Source organism: Nonomuraea sp. NPDC049504 (assembly GCF_040676845.1).
Taxonomy (GTDB): Bacteria; Actinomycetota; Actinomycetes; order Streptosporangiales; family Streptosporangiaceae; genus Nonomuraea; species Nonomuraea salmonea.
This window is the reverse complement of the sequence record NZ_JBFAPT010000045.1, coordinates 43,890-62,899: the sequence shown is the minus strand read 5'-3', so window position 1 is coordinate 62,899 and position 19,010 is coordinate 43,890. Positions and strand designations below refer to the sequence as shown.

Annotated in this window: 21 protein-coding genes and 1 pseudogene; 13 read left to right on the top strand and 9 right to left on the bottom strand. The window is 70.8% G+C overall.

The window, feature by feature from the left end; all coding sequences use genetic code 11:
• Positions 1-288, bottom strand: a pseudogene (locus AB0K28_RS47820) (hypothetical protein); the annotation flags it as partial.
• Positions 289-402: 114 nt separating this feature from the next.
• Here AB0K28_RS47820 and AB0K28_RS47815 point away from each other — a divergent pair.
• Positions 403-840, top strand: coding sequence for a sterol carrier family protein (locus AB0K28_RS47815; protein ID WP_364384216.1), 438 nt, complete (start codon positions 403-405; stop codon positions 838-840).
• A gap of 3 nt (positions 841-843) precedes the next feature.
• On the opposite strand, the gene AB0K28_RS47810 is transcribed toward AB0K28_RS47815, so the two are convergent.
• Complete coding sequence (locus AB0K28_RS47810; RefSeq protein ID WP_364384213.1) at positions 844-2,037, bottom strand: hypothetical protein; 1,194 nt, start codon at positions 2,035-2,037, stop codon at positions 844-846.
• Between the two features lie 259 nt (positions 2,038-2,296).
• Here AB0K28_RS47810 and purF point away from each other — a divergent pair, with 259 nt between their 5' ends.
• On the top strand, positions 2,297-3,733 hold the full coding sequence (purF, locus tag AB0K28_RS47805; protein WP_364384210.1) for an amidophosphoribosyltransferase: 1,437 nt from the start codon (positions 2,297-2,299) through the stop codon (positions 3,731-3,733).
• Positions 3,730-4,755, top strand: a complete 1,026-nt coding sequence (gene purM / locus AB0K28_RS47800) for a phosphoribosylformylglycinamidine cyclo-ligase (RefSeq protein WP_345391401.1) — start codon at positions 3,730-3,732, stop codon at positions 4,753-4,755. The genes purF and purM overlap by 4 nt, the downstream gene beginning before the upstream one ends.
• A gap of 177 nt (positions 4,756-4,932) precedes the next feature.
• On the opposite strand, the gene AB0K28_RS47795 is transcribed toward purM, so the two are convergent.
• Both AB0K28_RS47795 and AB0K28_RS47790 read right to left on the bottom strand, forming a co-directional pair.
• A complete protein-coding gene (locus tag AB0K28_RS47795; RefSeq protein ID WP_080047438.1) occupies positions 4,933-5,163 on the bottom strand; it encodes a DUF3073 domain-containing protein in 231 nt (76 codons plus the stop codon).
• A gap of 151 nt (positions 5,164-5,314) precedes the next feature.
• Positions 5,315-6,394 carry a Glu/Leu/Phe/Val dehydrogenase dimerization domain-containing protein gene (locus AB0K28_RS47790; RefSeq protein ID WP_364384206.1) on the bottom strand — a complete coding sequence of 360 codons (1,080 nt, stop codon included), beginning with the start codon at positions 6,392-6,394 and terminating at the stop codon, positions 5,315-5,317.
• 109 nt (positions 6,395-6,503) lie between these two features.
• Here AB0K28_RS47790 and AB0K28_RS47785 point away from each other — a divergent pair, with 109 nt between their 5' ends.
• The gene (locus tag AB0K28_RS47785) at positions 6,504-7,367 is read left to right on the top strand and encodes a hypothetical protein (RefSeq protein ID WP_345391407.1); all 864 of its coding nucleotides are present in this window, start codon (positions 6,504-6,506) and stop codon (positions 7,365-7,367) included.
• 321 nt (positions 7,368-7,688) lie between these two features.
• Positions 7,689-7,892, top strand: coding sequence for a developmental transcriptional regulator BldC (bldC, locus tag AB0K28_RS47780; protein WP_013133571.1), 204 nt, complete (start codon positions 7,689-7,691; stop codon positions 7,890-7,892).
• 153 nt (positions 7,893-8,045) lie between these two features.
• Here bldC and AB0K28_RS47775 read toward each other — a convergent pair whose 3' ends face one another.
• A complete protein-coding gene (locus AB0K28_RS47775; protein ID WP_364384203.1) occupies positions 8,046-8,696 on the bottom strand; it encodes a TetR/AcrR family transcriptional regulator in 651 nt (216 codons plus the stop codon).
• A 197-nt stretch (positions 8,697-8,893) separates the two neighbouring features.
• Here AB0K28_RS47775 and AB0K28_RS47770 point away from each other — a divergent pair, with 197 nt between their 5' ends.
• From AB0K28_RS47770 to AB0K28_RS47755, 4 genes are all read left to right on the top strand, one after another.
• Positions 8,894-9,913: a LacI family DNA-binding transcriptional regulator gene (locus AB0K28_RS47770; RefSeq protein WP_364384219.1), complete on the top strand. Its 1,020-nt coding sequence runs from the start codon at positions 8,894-8,896 to the stop codon at positions 9,911-9,913.
• Between the two features lie 120 nt (positions 9,914-10,033).
• Positions 10,034-10,282: a hypothetical protein gene (locus tag AB0K28_RS47765; RefSeq protein WP_355412099.1), complete on the top strand. Its 249-nt coding sequence runs from the start codon at positions 10,034-10,036 to the stop codon at positions 10,280-10,282.
• Between the two features lie 78 nt (positions 10,283-10,360).
• Positions 10,361-11,185 carry an N-acetylmuramoyl-L-alanine amidase gene (locus AB0K28_RS47760; protein WP_345391419.1) on the top strand — a complete coding sequence of 275 codons (825 nt, stop codon included), beginning with the start codon at positions 10,361-10,363 and terminating at the stop codon, positions 11,183-11,185.
• A complete protein-coding gene (locus tag AB0K28_RS47755; protein ID WP_345391422.1) occupies positions 11,182-12,783 on the top strand; it encodes a beta-N-acetylhexosaminidase in 1,602 nt (533 codons plus the stop codon). Before AB0K28_RS47760 ends, AB0K28_RS47755 begins: the two co-directional genes overlap by 4 nt.
• 7 nt (positions 12,784-12,790) lie before the next feature.
• Here AB0K28_RS47755 and AB0K28_RS47750 read toward each other — a convergent pair whose 3' ends face one another.
• The 3 genes from AB0K28_RS47750 to AB0K28_RS47740 are packed head-to-tail and all read right to left on the bottom strand — an operon-like array spanning position 12,791 to position 15,070.
• Positions 12,791-13,345, bottom strand: a complete 555-nt coding sequence (locus AB0K28_RS47750) for a GNAT family N-acetyltransferase (RefSeq protein ID WP_364384199.1) — start codon at positions 13,343-13,345, stop codon at positions 12,791-12,793.
• Positions 13,346-13,360: 15 nt separating this feature from the next.
• A complete protein-coding gene (locus AB0K28_RS47745; protein ID WP_364384196.1) occupies positions 13,361-14,413 on the bottom strand; it encodes a quinone-dependent dihydroorotate dehydrogenase in 1,053 nt (350 codons plus the stop codon).
• A 6-nt stretch (positions 14,414-14,419) separates the two neighbouring features.
• The gene (locus AB0K28_RS47740) at positions 14,420-15,070 is read right to left on the bottom strand and encodes a response regulator transcription factor (RefSeq protein WP_345391427.1); all 651 of its coding nucleotides are present in this window, start codon (positions 15,068-15,070) and stop codon (positions 14,420-14,422) included.
• Positions 15,071-15,088: 18 nt separating this feature from the next.
• Here AB0K28_RS47740 and AB0K28_RS47735 point away from each other — a divergent pair, with 18 nt between their 5' ends.
• Together AB0K28_RS47735 and lpdA are read left to right on the top strand one after the other, a co-directional pair.
• Positions 15,089-15,463 (top strand): tautomerase family protein, encoded by a 375-nt coding sequence (locus AB0K28_RS47735; protein ID WP_364384193.1) that lies wholly within the window; start codon positions 15,089-15,091, stop codon positions 15,461-15,463.
• Between the two features lie 39 nt (positions 15,464-15,502).
• Complete coding sequence (gene lpdA / locus AB0K28_RS47730; RefSeq protein WP_345391433.1) at positions 15,503-16,882, top strand: dihydrolipoyl dehydrogenase; 1,380 nt, start codon at positions 15,503-15,505, stop codon at positions 16,880-16,882.
• A gap of 25 nt (positions 16,883-16,907) precedes the next feature.
• Here the strand turns inward: lpdA and AB0K28_RS47725 are convergent, their stop codons facing one another.
• Complete coding sequence (locus AB0K28_RS47725; protein WP_364384190.1) at positions 16,908-17,597, bottom strand: hypothetical protein; 690 nt, start codon at positions 17,595-17,597, stop codon at positions 16,908-16,910.
• Between the two features lie 130 nt (positions 17,598-17,727).
• On the opposite strand from AB0K28_RS47725, the gene AB0K28_RS47720 reads away from it, so the two are divergent.
• Together AB0K28_RS47720 and AB0K28_RS47715 are read left to right on the top strand one after the other, a co-directional pair.
• Positions 17,728-18,282, top strand: coding sequence for a TetR family transcriptional regulator (locus AB0K28_RS47720; protein WP_364384187.1), 555 nt, complete (start codon positions 17,728-17,730; stop codon positions 18,280-18,282).
• Between the two features lie 105 nt (positions 18,283-18,387).
• Positions 18,388-18,882 (top strand): hypothetical protein, encoded by a 495-nt coding sequence (locus AB0K28_RS47715; RefSeq protein ID WP_345391442.1) that lies wholly within the window; start codon positions 18,388-18,390, stop codon positions 18,880-18,882.
• The last annotated feature ends 128 nt before the right edge of the window (positions 18,883-19,010 follow it).

Sequence of the window (19,010 nt, the reverse complement as noted above, 5' to 3'; positions counted from 1 at the left end):
CCCGGTCCGGCGTTGCCCGTCGGATTCGGCCTTGACCAACGCTATCCAGGTGGGCGTCGATACGCCCTGTCCGGCACGGCCATTGATGCGGGCGCCCGCCCGCAGCACGCCGCGGCGCGACAGGGCCTCCTTCACCACGTCGCCGAAGTAGGCGTTGTCCGTGGTGTTGGCCACGTCGTGAGCGCACGCGTTGCCGCAGCGGAACTGACAGGTCAGCGCGGAACGGCCACCTTTGTGCGGGGTGGACAGCAGCGGTAGCAGCCGGCCTCCCGCGTTGGGGTTCGCCACAGGTCCTCCAGGAAAAAGCGCAGTTGTACGGCGGGGAGGCTACGGGCGCCGTCGAAACCGCAGGTGAACGACGACCTCCATCCCGATGAACGCTGACAGGGAGACAATGGTCAGGTGCCTCCACGCAAGCTGGACCAGGAAAAGCTGAGAGCCGCCCTAGACGGCCAGCTCGTCGCCCTCGACGAGCCCCCCTACGACGGCCCCGCCTCCGCGCTCGCCGACGCGCTCGTCGCCGCCGTGCTCGCCGCCTACGACCGCGGGCTGCGGCCGGAACGCGACGCCGCCAGGCAGGCCGTGCGCCACCTGCTCGACAAGCTCGCCACCGCCGCGCCGGGCCGCACCGTCGAGGTGCGCGTGCCGCCGTACGCCGCCGTCCAGGCCGTCGCGGGGCCCCGCCACACGCGCGGCACCCCGCCCAACGTCGTCGAGATGGACGGACGCACCTGGATCGAGCTCGCGCTCGGGCGCCTCACCTGGGACGAAGCGGTCGCCAAGGGCGCCATCTCCGCCAGCGGCTCCCGCGCCGACCTCTCGGCCCACCTGCCGCTGTAGCCCCTACCTGGTGCCGCTCATCCACGGGAACTTCGACTCGAAGCACCGGTCCGCCATCGGGCTCGGCAGCTGGGCGCACTCCTGCACGACGTTCCAGAACCAGATCGCCACGATCGCGAACAGGACCAGCGACAGCGCGCTGATCACGATGCCGGCGATCGCGCGGCCCTTGCCCACCCGCTTGGCCAGGGCCACGCAGCCGAAGATGATCGACAGGATGGCGGTGATCAGGCCCGTGAAGCAGACGAACACCAGGAACGGGCTCGCCACGCCCAGCACGAGCGAGGCCGTCGCCAGGCCGCTGCCAGGGCGGGGCTGCTGGTACGGGCCGTACTGGCCGTACTGGCCGCCTGAGGGGCCGTAGGGCGTGCCTGGCGGCGGGGGCGGCGGATAGCCGGGCGGGCCGCCGTACGGGCTGGAGGGCGTCGTCCCCGGGATCGTCTGGTCCTCGTCCTGCCGGTACGCCTGGTCGCGCCGCTCCTGCTGCTCGCCCGGGTGCGGCTGGTCGCCGCGGTACTCCCCCGCCGCGTGCGGCGGTGTGCCGGCTGCCCCTCCTCCCGGCGGCGGCGTACCCGCCTGGCCGCCCTCCCAGCGCGAGCTCTCGCCCGGCGGCGCGAAGTGCGGCTGGTCGGCCTGCTCGTAGCGTGAGGGCTGCTGTCTGCCCGGCGGCTCACCCTCCTCCGGCTCCCGGCCCCACCCCGGGTAGGTGGGCGTCGCCCCGGGGATCGGGAACACCTGCGTCTCCTCCACGTCCCGCCGCACGGGCTGCGAGGTCTCGGAAGGAGCGCTCGGCGGCTCCCCGCCGACCGGACGCAACGTCCCTGACGGCTCCTCACCGCCGCCGGGCCGCGATGTCTCGGACGGACCCGCGCCGGTCGGCTGCGGCGTCTCGGGGGCGGTCGGCAGGTCGGGATGGGACGGCTGCCCGGACGGTCTGGGCTCGTGCGTCGGCGGCACGTCGGGCGGTGGCACCACGGGCGGCGCCGGCGCGATCGGCTCGTCCCCCGGCTCCCTGGGCTCCGCCCCGGGCCGTGGCTCCTCACCCGGCCGCCCAGGCTCCTCGCCCGGGCGCTCAGGCTCCTCGTCGGACCGGTCGTCCGGCACGGTGCCCTCGCTCCACCACTCTGATTCCTGCTCGTGCTCTGGACGCTGGTCCTGCCCCGGGCGGGGCTCGTTGGGGTCCCCAGGTGTGGTCACGTCTGCGTCTCCCGACGGGTCTGCATGCCGGATAGTTCACCCTTTCGCGGAGAGCGCCCGCTAAACCGCACGACACGGTAAGAGGATCCTCATCTCTGGGTCACCGTGTGACAAAACGTCAGGGAACGAGTAAGGAACGGCCGAGTGGCGAGCGCGTGACCGTACCGGAGCACGGTGCGAATGGGGCCAGGTCAACGCATGCCCGCAGATTCACCCCCAGGTGTGCGAGCACGGAAGCGCCCAACCTAGACTGAGGCATGTGCTGAAGGGCGACGGCCGGCTCGGCCATGACCTGGACCCCCACGACCGCGCACCTAAAGACGCCTGTGGCGTCTTCGGCGTCTGGGCTCCGGGCGAGGAAGTTTCCAAACTCACCTACTACGGGCTGTACGCGTTGCAGCACCGCGGACAGGAGTCCGCGGGCATCGCGGTCAGCGAGGGCAGCCGCATTCTCGTCTACAAGGACATGGGCCTGGTGGCCCAGGTCTTCGACGAGTCGGTGCTCAGCACCCTGCGCGGCCACCTGGCCATCGGACACTGCCGCTACTCCACGACCGGCTCCAGCGTGTGGGAGAACGCGCAACCCACGCTGAGCTCCACCGAGGAGGGCGGCCTCGCGCTGGCCCACAACGGCAACCTGATCAACACCCCTGAGCTGGCGCAGCGCCTGGCTCCCGGCTCCACGCGCGCCACCACCGACACCGAGGTCCTGACGACCCTGCTCGCGCAGGACCGCAGCAGGTCCGTCGAGGACGCGGCGGCCGAGCTGCTCCCGCAGGTCAAGGGCGCCTACTCGCTGGTCTTCATGGACGAGCGCACGCTTTACGCGGCCCGCGACCCGCAGGGCATCCGCCCGATGGTGCTCGGCCGCCTGGAGCGCGGCTGGGTGGTGGCCTCGGAGACGGCGGCCCTCGACATCGTGGGCGCGACGTTCGTCCGCGAGATCGAGCCGGGCGAGCTGCTGACGATCGACGAGCGCGGCGTCAGGTCCCGCCGCTTCGCGCTCGCCGAGCCGAAGGGCTGCCTGTTCGAGTACGTCTACCTCGCCCGCCCCGACACCACGATCGCCGGTCGCGGGGTGCAGGTGACCCGGGTCGAGGTGGGCCGCGTGCTGGCCAGGGAGCACCCGGTGGAGGCCGACCTGGTCATCCCGACCCCCGAGTCGGGCACGCCGGCGGCGGTCGGCTACGCCGAGGAGAGCGGCATCCCCTACGGCCAGGGCCTGGTGAAGAACTCCTACGTGGGCCGCACGTTCATCCAGCCCTCCCAGACCATCCGCCAGCTCGGCATCAGGCTCAAGCTCAACCCGCTGCGCGAGGTCGTCGAGGGCAAGCGGCTGGTCGTCGTGGACGACTCGATCGTGCGCGGCAACACCCAGCGGGCCATCGTCAGGATGCTGCGCGAGGCGGGGGCGCGCGAGGTGCACGTCCGCATCTCGTCGCCGCCGGTGGCCTGGCCGTGCTTCTACGGCATCGACTTCGCCACCAGGGCGGAGCTGATCGCGGGCTCGCTGACGGTGGAGGAGATCAGGGCCTCGCTGGGCGCCGACTCGCTCGGCTACATCTCCCTGGAAGGGCTGACCAAGGCCACCACCATCCCGTCCGACCGGCTCTGCCGGGCGTGCTTCACGGGCGAGTACCCGATCCCGATCGACCAGGACAACGTGGGCAAGTTCGTGTTGGAGAGCAAGGCGTGAGTACGTACGAGGCGGCGGGCGTCGACATCGAGGCGGGCGAGCGGGCCGTCGCGCTGATGAAGGACAAGGTGGCCCGCTCGCGGCGGCCCGAGGTGGTCGACGACGCGAGCGGCTTCGCCGGTCTCTTCGACGCCTCGGCGCTGCTGCGCTACAAGCGGCCGCTGCTGGCGTCGTCCACCGACGGCGTCGGCACCAAGGTGATGCTCGCCCAGCGTTACGGCAAGCACGACACGATCGGCATCGACCTGGTCGGCATGGTCCTCGACGACCTGGTGGTGTGCGGGGCCGAGCCGCTGTTCATGACCGACTACGTGGCCTGCGGCAAGGTGGTGCCCGAGCGCATCGCCGAGATCGTCGGCGGCGTGGCGGAGGGCTGCCGGCTCGCCGGGGCGGCGCTGGTGGGCGGCGAGACGGCCGAGCACCCGGGCGCGATGGGTCCCGACGAGTACGACCTCGCGGGCGCCGGCACCGGCGTCGTCGAGGCCGACGCGCTGCTCGGCCCCGACCGGGTCGAGGCGGGCGACGTGGTGCTGGGGCTGGCGTCGTCGGGGGTGCACTCCAACGGCTACTCCCTCGTACGCCACGTGCTGCGCGAGGCGGACCTGTCGCTCGACGCGGTCCTGCCCGAGCTGGGCCGGCCGCTCGGCGAGGAGCTGCTGGAGCCCACCCGCATCTACGCGCTCGACTGCCTGGAGCTGGCCAGGCAGGTTGAGGTGCACGCGTACGCGCACATCACCGGCGGCGGCATCGAGGGCAACCTGGCCCGCTCGCTGCCGGGGCACCTCGACGCGGTGCTCGACCGCTCGTCGTGGACGCCTCCGGCGATCTTCGGTGTGCTGGCGGGCCACGGCCGCATCGCCCAGCAGGACATGGACAGGACGTTCAACCTCGGCGTCGGCATGGCCGCGATCGTCCCGGCCGGCGCGGCCGACGCGGCGATCGGGCTGCTGGCCGGGCGCGGTCTCGACGCCTGGGTGCTGGGCGAGGTCGTGCCGGGTGGCGGGCAGGCCCGCTACCGCTGACCACACACAGATGGCCCGGCCGTGGAACGGCCGGGCCATTGTGCTGAAGAACGTGACGAAAGCCCCACGGTCACCCGTGGGGCCCGACGAGCGTGAGCGAGAATCCGGCGTGCCCACGCCGGGCCCTCGATCACATCAACCGGTCAATCCAACCGGTCGCAGCAACCAGGAGAACGGCTATCGGCGGCCGGACGTACGGCCATCGTCGTCGTCTCCGGCGCCATAGTCATCGGCGTAATCGGCATAGCGATCAGCCAGCTCATCGTTGAGGTCGTCGGCGTCGTCATTGCGGCTGGAGTCTCCGACCCCGAGTTCGTCGCGAAGACGGTCAAGATCCGTGCCACCGCTGTTGTACTTCAGCTGGCGAGCAACCTTGACCTGCTTGGCCTTTGCTCGGCCGCGCCCCATTGGCTCGACCCCCTCGTGTGGGGTCGTCCCCGACCCCTCGTCGCTAACGCACCACTCACTGACGCCGCCTGACTTTGGGCGTCAGCCTATCGTTCGCCTATTACCGTACCTGTTTTGTGCCCAGCTCGGTACGTCGTATGGGCGCGGGGCGTCAGTGGCCCAGCCAAATGGCCCGAATACGCCCGACTTCCGACATTCTGCGCTCGGCCAGCCTATCCGCTGCCACGGCGGGAGGAACGCCCTCCTCGGCCGCGATCGCGAAGATCTTCAGAGTCGTGTCGTAGATCTGGGCCGCCTTCGACCTGGCGCGTTCCATGTCGAAGCCGCCGATCTCGTCGGCGACCTGGATCACGCCGCCGGAGTTGACGACGTAGTCGGGCGCGTAGAGGATGCCGCGTTCGGCGAGTTGCTTCTCGACGCCGGGATGGGCGAGCTGGTTGTTGGCCGCGCCGCACACGATCTTGGCCCGCAGCGACGCCACCGAGTCGTCGTCGAGCGCGCCGCCCAGCGCGCAGGGCGCGAACACGTCGATGTCGGAGGTCATGAGCGCCCGCGCGTCGGCGACCACGCCGACCTCGGGGTGACGCAGCCGCACCCGCTCGATCGCCTGGGGCGAGACGTCGCAGATCACGACCTCGGCGCCGTCCTCGCGCAGCAGCTCGACCAGGCGGTGGCCCACCTTGCCGACCCCCTCGACGCCGACCCGCCTGCCGCGCAGCGACGGCGTGCCGTAGACCCGCTCGGCGGAGGCGCGCATGCCCTGGAACACGCCGAAGGCGGTGAGGATCGACGAGTCGCCGGCGCCGCCGTGGGCCACCGTGCGCCCGGTGACGAAGCGGCACTCGCGGGCGACGATGTCCATGTCCTCGCTGTAGGTGCCCACGTCGCAGGCGGTGATGTAGCGCCCGCCGAGCGACTGGACGAACCTGCCGTACGCGCGCAGCAGCGCCTCGCTCTTGTCGCGGGCCGGGTCGCCGATGATGACGGCCTTGCCCCCGCCCAGGTCGAGGCCGGCCAGCGCGTTCTTGTAGGCCATGCCCTTGGCGAGGTTGAGCACGTCGGCCAGGGCCTCCTGCTCGCTGCCGTACGGGTAGAACCGCGTGCCCCCGAGGGCAGGGCCCAGGGCCGTGTTGTGGATGGCGATGATGGCACGCAGGCCGCTCTGCTCGTCGGCGCAGAAGACGACCTGCTCGTGGACGTCCTTGTGGGACGCTCCGAAGACGTCGGTCACGGTAGTGACTCCCTGTCCGGTCCACCGCTCCTTTGCGGCGGAGATCACCTCACAGAGTAGTAAGGGACACGACGGTGCACGCAGGTTCGCTTCGTGACACGATGCCTCCGTGCTGCCCTATGCCGCCTACCTCCGTGTCTATGAGCCACTGACCGCGTTCGCCGAGTCCGAGCGCAAGGTGTGGGCCGACTACGCCGACTCACGTGACCGCCCGCGCCGCGCGAACGCGCTCAATGCGGAGCATGGCGAGTCGGTCATGCGTCTGCTCGGCACGCCCCCTCAACCCGTTCCCGCCCAGGAGAGCCCCAACGCCTATCTCCGGCGCGTTGAGGACCGTCTCTATGTCTGTCCTTGGCAGACGCGTCTGCGCTCGTGGCTGGCGTTCTCACGGCTTCGTGGCACCACACCTCAAAAGATCATGGACCATCTCGTGCCGAAGGCGATCGCCGACCAGACGGCCGACGACTTCGACCGGTACAAGAGGAAGGCCGGTTCGGCCGCGTTGCGCACCCACATCCGCACCACGGCGTGGCATGTGCCGCCGTCGTGGTTCGTGCCGTTTGATGGAAACGAGCGCTGGCTGGTGCTCGGCTCCGCCAACCCGGGACAGGACGTGACGACCGCTACGGGCCGTAACCTCATCTACGTCACCTCCATGGCCCAGGCCAGGAGGCGGGCGGCCCGCGCACTCAACGTGCTGCGCCGGCATCTGGGCGACGCGGCGGCCAATCTCGAGGTCGAGGACATCGCCAGGTGGCTGGAGGAGTTCCACCCGCACTCCCTCGTCGAGCTCGACTACGGCGGTCTCGTCCACCTGATGGACGACGACGCGCTGCAGGCCGACCAGTCGGTTGCGGAGCTTTCTGCCGCTTTGACGGGACTGGACACGGGTCAAGAAGAACTTGCCTACGCCATGTACCAGAGGGTCATCCTGCGGTGGAAGTCAATGCAACTGCTGGAATCTGCCAACTGAGCCCCAATACGGCCGTCTGACCTGCATGAGTAGGTCACGTCTCGCGGCTGCTCTCTTCTGCGAACTGAGTAGTTTGCCGTTTTCACTGCGATACCACGAACCGTGTCGCTAGAATCACCGAGCGTGACATGGCCACGGGGGCGGGCAGCTGGGTCAAAGAAGGGCTCGCCAATCGCTCTGAGTGGCGGTATGGTCACATCGGGTGATGCCGCATATGGCTCAGAAAAGCCGCACGCTCTGCGCCATAGGGGGACATCCGTGACACGCGCAAAGGCAGTCACAGGATCGCAAGCCGGTCCACACGGAGGAGAGGCCGCACAAATGTCAGCTCGTACACCCGAGGCCGAGCCACTGCTCACGCCCGCTGAGGTCGCGACCATGTTCAGGGTCGACCCCAAGACCGTTACGCGGTGGGCCAAGGCGGGCAAGTTGACGTCGATTCGTACCCTGGGCGGTCATCGGCGTTACCGGGAGACCGAGGTTCGGGCGCTGCTCGCGGGCATTCCGCAGCAGCGCTCCGAGTAGCGGGAAGGTCGTCACGGACCTCAGGGGGGTTTGATGGGGGTGGACCGGGTCGCCATTTGGGCCGGGTCCACCACTGTGACGACGAGACGTCGGATGGAAGTTGGCGCCGCCCGCCCGGCGCCACTCTTCCGTGACGTGTCACGCCCTCCGCCGCTACGCCGGCCGGTCGAGTAAACCGGCGACGCCGCCGTCATGCGACGCGGCGACTCCGAGCAGCGCGACCATCTGGTCGACCAGCAGCTTCTCCAAGGTGGGCCGGTCGATGTCGCGATGCTCCAGCCAGTCGAGCCCGGCGGTCTCGACGGAGGCGATCCACGACCGCAGGGTCGTGCGCAGCACCGGGCTCGGTTCTTCGACGCCCATCTGCTTCTGGATGAGGAGGAAGAGCCGGCGGCGCACGCCGTCGACGATCTCCCCCACCTCGCCCGTCCTGTTGGCGGGGCCGCCGCGCAGCAGCGCCGCGAAGCCCGCCGCGTGCTCCTCGACGAAGTCGAAATAGCGCCTGAGCCCGGAGGCCAGCTCGTCGAGCGGACTGCCGCCCTCCTGCGGCCGCAGCCGCGACTCCAACTGCTCCGCCGCGCTTCTCAGCGCCGCCACGTAGAGCTCCTGCTTGCCACCGAAGTAGTGGTAGACCAGGGCCCGCGAAGCCCCCGCCGCCGACGCGACGTCGTCGATCGACACGTCTTCCGCGTCGCGGGTGGAGAACAACTCCAGCGCCGCCGCCATGAGCTCTTCCCGGCGGCGGTCCACACTGAGCCTGCGCCGAGCCGGCCGTGCCGTCTCGGCTGACTTCCCGGGTGTCACACCAGCACAGTATCCGACCGGCTATCCGACCGGCCCCCGCCGGGATCCCGCACGTCCCGCGCCCGTTACGCGACAGGTTGCGGCAATCCGTGACGTAGGCCGTACCCTGCGGTCAACTCGATCGTTTGGTGAGACAGGTGCCCATATCCGCATCGCGGGGGAGACACATGTCAGGACCGCCCGTCAACACATCCACCATCCCTGAGCTAAGAGAGGTAGACGCGCTGCCTCGGCCCAGACCGACCATCCGTAACGTCGCCGAACGAGCCGGCGTGTCCAAATCGCTGGTCTCACTCGTGCTGCGCGGATCCCCGCACGTGAGCGAGCACCGGCGCCAGGCCGTGCTGCAGGCGGCCCGCGAACTCGGCTACCGGCCCAACGCGGTCGCGCGGAGCCTGGTCGAAGGACGTACCCATCTGGTGGGCGCACTGGTCGCCGACCTGCACAACCCGTTCTACGCGGAGTTCCTCGACGGTCTGCAGGAGAGCCTGCACGGCGACGGGCTGCGCATGCTGATCGGGAACAGCCAATGGGACCCCGCGTTCGAGGACGAGGCCGTGGAGGCCTTCCTCGAGCTGAGGGTCGACGGGCTGGTCCTGCTCGGCATCGCCCCGACCAGCGAGACGCTGATCGAGGCGACCGCGTACACCCCCACGGTCGTCGTGGGGGAACGTGACATCGAGCTCGACGGCGTCGACATCGTGGTCGACGACGACCAGCTCGGCGCGCGGCTGGCCATCGACCACCTGGTCGAGCTGGGCCACAAGCGCATCGCCCACATCGAAGGCCGGCGGGCGTCGCGCTGCGAGGGCTACCTCGTGGCGATGCGCAGGCACTCGCTGGCGCCGTACATCATGGTCGAGGCCGCTGACTCGACGGAAGAGGGCGGCAGGGAGGCGGCGCTCGCGCTGCTCACCCGCGACCCCAGGCCCACGGCGATCTTCGCCGCCAATGACGTGACCGCGCTCGGCGTGCTCTCGGCCGCGAGCGAGCTGGGCCTGCGCGTCCCCGAGGACCTCTCGGTCGTCGGCTACGACAACACCCACCTGTCGGCCTCCCGGCACATCTCGCTCACCTCCGTCGACCAGCCTCGCCGCACCATGGGCAGGTCGGCGGCCGCGTTGCTGAGCGACAGGATCGGCGATCCCGGCAAGGTCGCACGCCTGCGGGAGGTACGCCCTGAACTGATCGTCCGGCGGAGCACGGGACCCGCCTAAGAGAGCATCAAACCTGGGTCAAGCCGTGTGGCGGCGGCGCCACACGGCGGTTTACTCGGCAGGGTCATGCTAGGTGTGGCCGGATCCGATCCGGCCACGATCTGATCCGGGGGAACAGCTATGCGTGATCCGGAACTGGTGTCCTGCGCCCAGCGCGCCGCCGCCGAGCTAGAGCGCGCCTGGGGGCACTGGCGGGCGGGCAGGGGACGGGGCACCGACGGCGCCGCGGAGTCGGTCGCCAGCTACGTCGCCCACTCGCTCGACCACCCGTGGGGCCGTCCCCGCGTCGTCCTCGGCCTCGACGCCGAGGACGCGCGGGAGCTCGCCGCCCTGCTCGAACGTCAGGAGGCCGGCGAGCGCGTCTGGTGAGGACGTACGGCGTGCCGTGGCACGCCGCGCTTGGCATAAGTCGAGTTCGCATGCCTGGATTGCCGTAAGTTGGACGGCATGCGTGCTCTACCAGCCACAGTCCTCGCCGTCTGCGGCCTGATCGCCTCCGCGTGTGGCGGCACCGGCACCGGTGGCGCCGCGGCAGGTCAGGCCGCCCCAGCGACCACGGCAGGGCAGGCACCCGCCGCCGCTCAGGCCAAGGACGCACCGCCCGAGGCCAAGCCGCTCGACGGCAAGGTGGTCGTCATCGACCCCGGCCACAACGGCGGCAACTACCGGGCGCCCAAGGAGATCAACCGCAAGGTCAACGTGCTGACGCAGATGAAGGCCTGCGACACGACCGGCACCTCCACCAACGACGGCTACAGCGAGGCCGCCTTCACCTGGGACGTCTCCAAGCGCCTGCAGAAGATCCTGAAGAAGCGCGGCGCGACGGTGAAGCTGACCCGCACGAGCAACGACGGCGTCGGGCCGTGCATCACCGAGCGGGCCGCGATCGGCAACAAGGCCGGGGCGGACGCCGCGATCTCGGTGCACGCCGACGGCTCGGCCCCGGCCAACAGGGGCTTCCACGTGATCATGCCCAAGAAGATCAAGGGTCCGGTCGACAAGGTCGTGGCCGACTCCAGCAGCCTGGGCATGGCCGTACGCGACGCCTTCCGCAAGGGCACCGGGCTGCCCTACTCCACCTACATCGGGCGCAAGGCCCTCGACTACCGCAGCGACCTCGGCGGGCTCAATCTGTCGACGGTGCCGAAGATCTTCGTGGAGGCCGGCAACATGCGCAACGCCACCGAGGCGGCCAAGTTCCGTGACCCGAAGTTCCGGCAGAAGATCGCTGTGGCGCTGGCGAACGGATTGCAGCACTATCTGCAAGCATGATTCCTCGCCCAGAGCTGCTTCGTGACCTTTCCTCCTCCTTCGAGCTGACGGCCTCTCCCACGGTCTCCGGTGACCTGGTCGCCTCCGTACGCACGGCGCTGGCCGGGCTCGACCCGCTGCCCGGCGACTCCGGTGAGATCGACGTGCGCCGTGACGCCGGGCTGGGCGAGGAGGCGTACCGGCTGACGGTCGGGTCGCGGGGTGTGGAGATCGTGGCGGGCGGCCCGGCGGGCGCGTTCTACGCGGCGCAGTCGCTGCGCCAGCTCCTGCCGCCGGCCGCCTACCGGTTCTCCTCCGGCGCCTCGTGGCCGGTGCGCGGGGTGCGGATCGAGGACGCGCCGCGCTTCGCCTGGCGCGGCCTGCACCTCGACGTGGCCAGGCACTTCTTCCCCAAGCGTGAGGTGCTGCGGCTGATCGACCTGATGGCGGTGCACAAGCTCAACCGGCTGCACCTGCACCTCGTGGACGACCAGGGCTGGCGGGTGGAGAGCCGGGCCTACCCGCTGCTGCACGAGGTCTCCTCGCACCGGCCGCGGACGGCGGTCAACCACTACCGCGAGCCCGACGCGTACGACGAGGTGCCGCACGGCGGCTACTACACGCTCGACGACCTGGCAGAGCTGGCCGCGTACGCGCGCTCGCGGCACGTGACGATCGTGCCGGAGATCGACGTGCCGGGGCACGCGTCGGCGATCCTGGCGGCCTACCCGGAGTTCGGGGCCACGGGTGAGCCCCATGACGTGCTGGACCGGTGGGGCATCTCCCCCGCGATCCTGTCGCCGCTGCCGAAGACCGTGGAGTTCCTGACCGCGATCTTCGACGAGCTGATCGGCGCCCTGGGCGAGACCCCCTACGTGCACATCGGCGGCGACGAGGTGGTGCTCGACCGGTGGGCGGCCTCCGACGAGATCACCGCTTACCGGGAGTCGCTCGGCCTCGGCGGCGTGGTGGAGCTGCAGGCGTGGTTCCTGCGGCGGCTGGCCGACGTGCTGGCCGAGCGGGGCGCGCGGGCCGTGGTGTGGGACGAGGCGTTCGTGGGCGGCGGGCTGCGGCAGGACACGATCGTGATGCCGTGGCGCGGCATGAACGTGGGCCGCAGGGCGGCCGCGGCCGGTCATGACGTGGTGGCCACGCCGGTGTTCCCGCTCTACTTCGACTACGCCGAGGCCGGCTCGCCGGACGAGCCGATGGCGATCGGCGACGCGATCACCGTGGCGGACGTCGCCGCGTTCGACCCCGCGCCCGCCGGGTGGAGCGACGAGGAGCGGGCGCGGGTCATCGGCGTGCAGGCGCAGCTGTGGACCGAGCGGGTGCCCGACCCGCGGACCGTCGACTACCGGATGTGGCCCAGGGCCTGCGCGCTGGCCGAGGTGGCGTGGGCGGGCGCGGCGGGCGCGGCGGGCGACGACTTCGACGCCCGGCTGGGCGAGCACCTGGGGCGGCTGGACGCGCTCGGCGTGGAGTATCGGCCGGCGGCGGGGCCGCACCCGTGGCAGCGCCGCCGCCCGCACCGGCCCTCCACCGTGCGGGTGACCGAGGTGATGGAGCGCATCGACGCCATGACCCACGACGCCGAGTCCACCAGGCCCAGCCTCTGACGCGGGGTCAGAAGGCCGGGCGGTCGTTGAGTATGCGCTGCCAGAGCAGGTGGTGCTGCCAGCGTCCGTCGATCTCCAGATAGTTCGGCGCCGTGCCGTACGGCTCGAAGCCGCACTTGCGCAGCACGCTCTGCGAGGCGGCGTTGTCGAGCAGGGTGCTCGCCGCGACGCGGTGCAGGCCGATCTCCTGGTCGGCCTGCCTGCACACCTCGTGCACGGCCGCGGTCGCGAGGCCGCGGCCGTTGTACTCGGCGTCGATCCAGTAGCCGACGTCGGCGCTGAGCCAGGGGCCGCGGACGATGTTGCTGAGCGTCATGCGGCCGACCACCCGCTCGCCGTCACACAGCAGCCACGGCACCACCTGGCCCCTGCCGTGCGCCTGGAGCTGGCCCTTGAGGCCCTCGGCCTGCCCCGCGAAGGTGAAGAACCCCTCGGAGCGGCGCGGCTCCCACCGCTTGAGGTGGTCGCGGTTGCGGAGGTAGGCGGCGGCGAGCGCCTCGGCGTCCTGCTCGGTCGCCAGGCGCATGATCACGCCGCCGGTCACAGTCACGGGTCTGATCATTCGGACCACCTTAAGTCACGCCGTACGGCCGACGGCTTCCATGACCGAGCTCAGGCCGTGGCGGCGGACCCGGCGCAGCAGCTGCCGGTGGATGCGGGCGGCCCACAGCGGGCCCCCGTAGATCCAGCCGGTGTAGCCCTGGACGAGGGTGGCGCCGGCGAGGATGCGCTCCCACACGTCGTCGACGTCCTCGACGCCGCCGACCGAGACCAGCGTGAGCCGGTCACCGACCTTGGCGCGCAGCCGCCGCAGCACCTCCAGCGAGCGGACCTTGAGCGGGCGGCCCGACAGCCCGCCGCGCTCGCCGTCGTGCCTGATCGTGGTGTTGGTGGCGATGATGCCGTCGAGGCCCAGCTCCATGGCCAGCTCGGCGACCGCGTCGACGTCCTCGTCGGCCAGGTCGGGCGCGATCTTGACGAGCAGCGGGGTGCGGCGCGGGGTGGCGTCGCAGACCTCCTTGACCGCGGTGAGCAGCGGCCGCAGCAGCGAGACGGCCTGGAGGTCGCGCAGCCCAGGGGTGTTGGGCGAGCTGACGTTGACCACGAGGTAGTCGGCCAGCGGGGCGAGCTTCTTCGCGCCGGCGACGTAGTCGGCGGTGGCGCCCGACTCGGGGATCACCTTGGTCTTGCCGATGTTCACCCCGACCACGACGGGCACGCCGCGCGGGCGGCGCAGCCTGCGGGCCGCGGCGTGGGCGCCGGCGTTGTTGAAGCCCATCCGGTTGATCACCGCGCGCTCGCGTACGAGACGGAACAGGCGGGGGCGCGGGTTGCCCGGCTGGCCGTGGGCCGTGATGGTGCCCACCTCGACGTGGCTGAAGCCGAGCGCGGCGACGGCTTCGGCGCAGGCGGCGTCCTTGTCGAAGCCGGCGGCCAGGCCGAGCGGGCCGGGGAAGTGCACGCCGAACGCGCTCACGCGCAGGGCCGGGTCGTGCGGCGCGTACGCCCGGTGCAGCAGCCGCTTGAGCAGCGGCAGCCGGGCGAGGAGCGCGAGGGCGCTCACGGTGAGTCGGTGCACGGCCTCGGCGTCGAAACGCCGCAAGACCTGCGAGAACACGAGGCGATACATCACGCGTCAGGCTACCAAGCCGGCCTCGTGGGCGATGATCGCGGCCTGCACGCGGTTGCGCACGTCGAGCCGGGTGAGGATGGCGCTCACGTACGCCTTCACCGTGCCCTCCACGAGGTGCAGCTCGCGCGCGATCTCCGCGTTGGACAGGCCCGCGCCGAGCAGCGCGAGCACCTCGCGCTCCCGCTCGGTGAGCACCTCGATGCGGTCACGCGCCTGCGCCCCCTTCGACATGCGCCCGCCGGACAGCTGCGCGATCACCCGCTGGGCGACCTTCGGCGACAGGTACGCCGCCCCCTCGGCGACCGCGTGGATGCCGGCCAGCAGCTCACGCGGGTCGCCCGACTTGAGCAGGAACCCGCCCGCGCCCACGTCGAGCGCCTTGGCGATGTAGTCGTCCTCGCCGAACGTGGTCAGCATCACCACCGCCGTGCCGGGCGCCGCCCTGCGGATCTCGGCGGCGGCGGCCAGGCCGTCGAGGCGCGGCATGCGGATGTCGAGGAGCGCGACGTCGGGGTGGTGGCTGATGGCGAGGTCGACCGCCTGCCTGCCGTCGCCGGCCTCGGCCACGACGTCCAGCTCGGGGTCGGATTCGAGGATCGCCCTGACCCCCGCTCTGATCATGGCCTCGTCGTCGGCCAGGAGTATGCGGATCACGCCCTCTATAGTGGCGGCATGGCGCAGGTGAAGGTGTACGGCCGCCGGGACGTGTGGGCCGGCCGGCAGCGTGAGGTCTCCGATCTCATCCAGGCGTGCCTGGTGAAGGCGTGGGGGCTGCCCGAGGACAAGCGGTTCCACCGGTTCCTGCTGCTCGACGCCGACGACTTCGTCTGCCCGCAGCGGAGTGAGCGTTATCTCATCATCGAGATCGTCTGCTTCACCGGGCGCAGCACCGAGGCCAAGAAGGCGCTGATTCGCGAGATCTACGCCAGATCGGGGTACGATCCCGAGGACGTTGAGATCACGATCATCGAGATGCCCACGCACAACTGGGGCATCCGGGGCGTTCCCGCAGATGAGCTCAGCCTGCCGTACAAGGTGGAGGTCTGAGGTCAGGGGCAGGTACGCCCGGGCGGTATGGTCCGACTCATGAGCACTCACTATGACGTCGTCGTCCTCGGCGCGGGTCCTGGAGGTTATACGGCCGCGGTCCGCGCCGCCCAGCTCGGCCTGCGCACCGCGGTCGTCGAGGAGAAGTACTGGGGTGGCGTCTGCCTGAACGTGGGCTGCATCCCGTCCAAGGCACTGCTGCGCAACGCCGAGCTCGCCCACATCTTCCACCACGAGGCCAAGACCTTCGGCATCAGCGGCGAGGTCACCTTCGACTACGGCGCGGCCTTCCAGCGCAGCCGCAAGGTGGCCGACGGGCGGGTCAAGGGCGTTCACTACCTGATGAAGAAGAACGCCATCACGGAGTACGACGGGCGCGGCACGTTCCTCGACGCCAACACGCTCCAGGTCAACGGCGAGACCATCACGTTCGCCCACTGCATCATCGCGGCCGGCGCGACCACCCGGCTCATCCCCGGCACGCAGCTGTCGGAGCGCGTGGTGACGTACGAGGAGCAGATCCTCTCCGAGGAGCTGCCCAGCAGCATCATCATCGCGGGCGCGGGCGCGATCGGCGTCGAGTTCGCGTACGTGCTGCACAACTACGGCGTCAAGGTGACGATCGTCGAGTTCCTCGACCGCATCGTGCCGCTGGAGGACGAAGAGGTCTCGGCCGAGCTGGCCAAGCGCTACAAGCGGCTCGGCATCGAGGTGCTGACCTCCACCCGCGTCGACTCCATCGAGGACAACGGCTCCTCCGTCAAGGTCACCGTCACGCGCGGCGACCAGACGCAGGTGCTGGAGGCCGACAAGGTGATGCAGGCCATCGGGTTCCAGCCGCGGGTCGAGGGCTACGGCCTGGAGAAGACCGGCGTCGAGCTGACCGAGCGCGGCGCGATCGCGGTCGACGGCCGGTGCCGCACCAACGTGCCGCACATCTTCGCCATCGGCGACGTCACGGCCAAGCTGATGCTGGCCCACGCGGCCGAGTCGATGGGCATCATCGCCGCCGAGACCATCGCGGACGCCGAGACGATGGAGCTCGACTACGTGATGATCCCGCGCGCGACCTACTGCCAGCCACAGGTGGCGAGCTTCGGCCACACCGAGGCGCAGGCCCGCGAGCTGGGCTACGACGTCAAGGTGTCGAAGTTCCCGTTCACCGCCAACGGCAAGTCCCACGGCCTCGGCGAGACGGCCGGCTTCGTGAAGATCATCAGTGACGACACCCACGGCGAGCTGCTCGGCGCGCACCTGATCGGGCCCGAGGTCACCGAGCTGCTGCCCGAGCTGACGCTGGCGCAGCAGTGGGACCTCACCGTGCACGAGGTGGCGCGCAACGTCCACGCCCACCCGACGCTCGGCGAGGCCGTCAAGGAGGCCGTCCACGGGCTCGCGGGTCACATGATCAACATGTGAGCCACCGACCTCCGGCCGCGGCGCGTCAGGCCCCCTGTACGCGTATGCGCTCCATGGCCTCAAGGGCCGCGGCGGGGTCTCGGTGCAGCGCCGGATTGTCGCGCAGGTAGGCCGCCTGCCGCGGGGTCAGCTCCATGCCGACGGTCGTCCCGTCGATCTTCATGGCCAGCAGGTTGCCGACGAAGACCAGGCCGATGGTGGCGTCGCCCAGCGAGTCCAGCAGCATGGCGATCGCCTCTGCGTTGGTCTTGGTGATCGCCGCCTGGGTCTCGAAGTACAGCTTGTTCTCCCCCGCCGAGACGGCCAGCCCGACCGCCGACTCGACGCGCCCGGCGCCGGCCTGCCGCTTGAAGACGGTCAGCACCGCCTGCCACAGGCTGCCGGTGAAGATCACGCTGCCTCTGACGACGTCGCCGCCCAGCTCGCGCAGCGCCTGGTGCACGCGGCGCAGGGTGAGCTCCTCGTCGCCGCCCGCCACGTACACGACGGCGACCGCCGGCGCGACGCCCGCGTCGCCGCGCGCGAGCCTGCGGGCGGCGAAGGCGAGCCCGGCGAGCTGCCGCCGCGCGGCCGGCGTGCCTCGGTACGGCGCCCGCTCGGCCGTGGCCGGGTCGGCCCTGGTCACGGGGCCTGCGGGAGCGTCGGGGTCGCCCGCGAGGGCGCCCGCGTACGTGCCCGGCTCGTGGGTGGCTTGCGGGGGCGTGGATTTGGCCATGGGGGGTCTCTCCGGGAGTCTCCGGTGCGGCGCGTACCAGGGTAGGCGCATCGGCGGCGTGAACCAGAGAAATCCGCGCTTTAAGCGTCCCTGGGGATGTCCCGAGCCGCGGCGTGGAACGTGTGCAGGCATGGGAGTCCCCGCGAGGCGCCTGCCGGTGTCCGAGGTGCGCCGGGCGCAGATCACGTCGGCCACGATCGTCGTGCTGGCGCGGCGGGGGTTCGCCGGCACCAGCTACGACGCCATCTGCCGGCAGGCGGGGCTCAGCAGCAAGCGGCTGATCTCCTACCACTTCGCCGACAAGGAGGAACTGCTGGCGACCGTGGCGCGGGTGGTGCGGGAGGAGGAGGCGGCGTTCATCCGGCGGGCGGCCTCGGGGGTCTCGGGGGTGCGGGAGCGGCTGTCGGCGTACATCAGGGGGCGGCTGGACTTCGCCGCCGCCCGGCCCGAGCGCGTACGGGCGCTGCGGCAGATCGTCTGCAACACCTCCGAGCCGGGCTCCGACGGGTGGCCCGCCGGGCTCTTCGCGGAGGGCCAGCGGGAGGGGGCCTTCCGTGCGTTCGACGCCGAGGTGATGAGCGCGGCGCTGCGGGGCTCCATCGAGGCGCTCGCCCTCGCGGACGATCCGCGGGCCGGGGCAGAGGAGCTCATACGTGTCTTCGACCTCGCCACCCGGCCTTCCTAGCTGCACTTCTCACCAGATCTTCACATTCCACTGAGAAATATCTGAGGATGCACGGCGACCTTGGAGGGGACGAAGACCCCTCGTACCGGACGGTGGTCCCCGCACATGACCTCAACCTCCTCACGAACGACCGCGCGGCCCAGCCGCCGCCGCGGATCCGCAGGCACCGCGATGCTGCGGCTCGGGCTGCTCGCCCTGGTGGCGATCGGTATCGTGGGCGCCGCTCTCGAGCTGGCCTTCGAGCGCCACTGGCAGACCCCGCCCCAGCTGATCCCCTGGGTGGCCATCGCGCTGCTCGCGGTCGCGCTGCTCATGCTCGCCCTGCGTGACGCGGGGCCCGCGCTCACCGTGGTGCGCGTGCTCGCCGTGATCGTGCTGCTGGCCTCGGCGTACGGCGTCCTCATGCACGTGGTGGCCAACCACGGCATGGGCGCGATGGACCCCGACTGGGACTCGCTGTCGCCGTTGTCGCAGTGGTGGTCGGCACTGACGAAGTCGGTCGGCGGCGCGCCGCCCCTCGCGCCCGGCATGCTCGCCCAGGCCGCCCTGCTCCTGCTGCTGGCCAGCGTCACTCCCAAGCGGCGGGAGCTGCCGGCCTGACCAGGCGGGCGTCGCGGTGACCGGCCCGACGGGAGCGCCAAGCCACCCGCCTCTACAAGGACAACTGAGCCCCAGCCCTGCTGTCATGTTCGCGACATGTCGTCATTTGACCAGGCTGTTCGACTGCT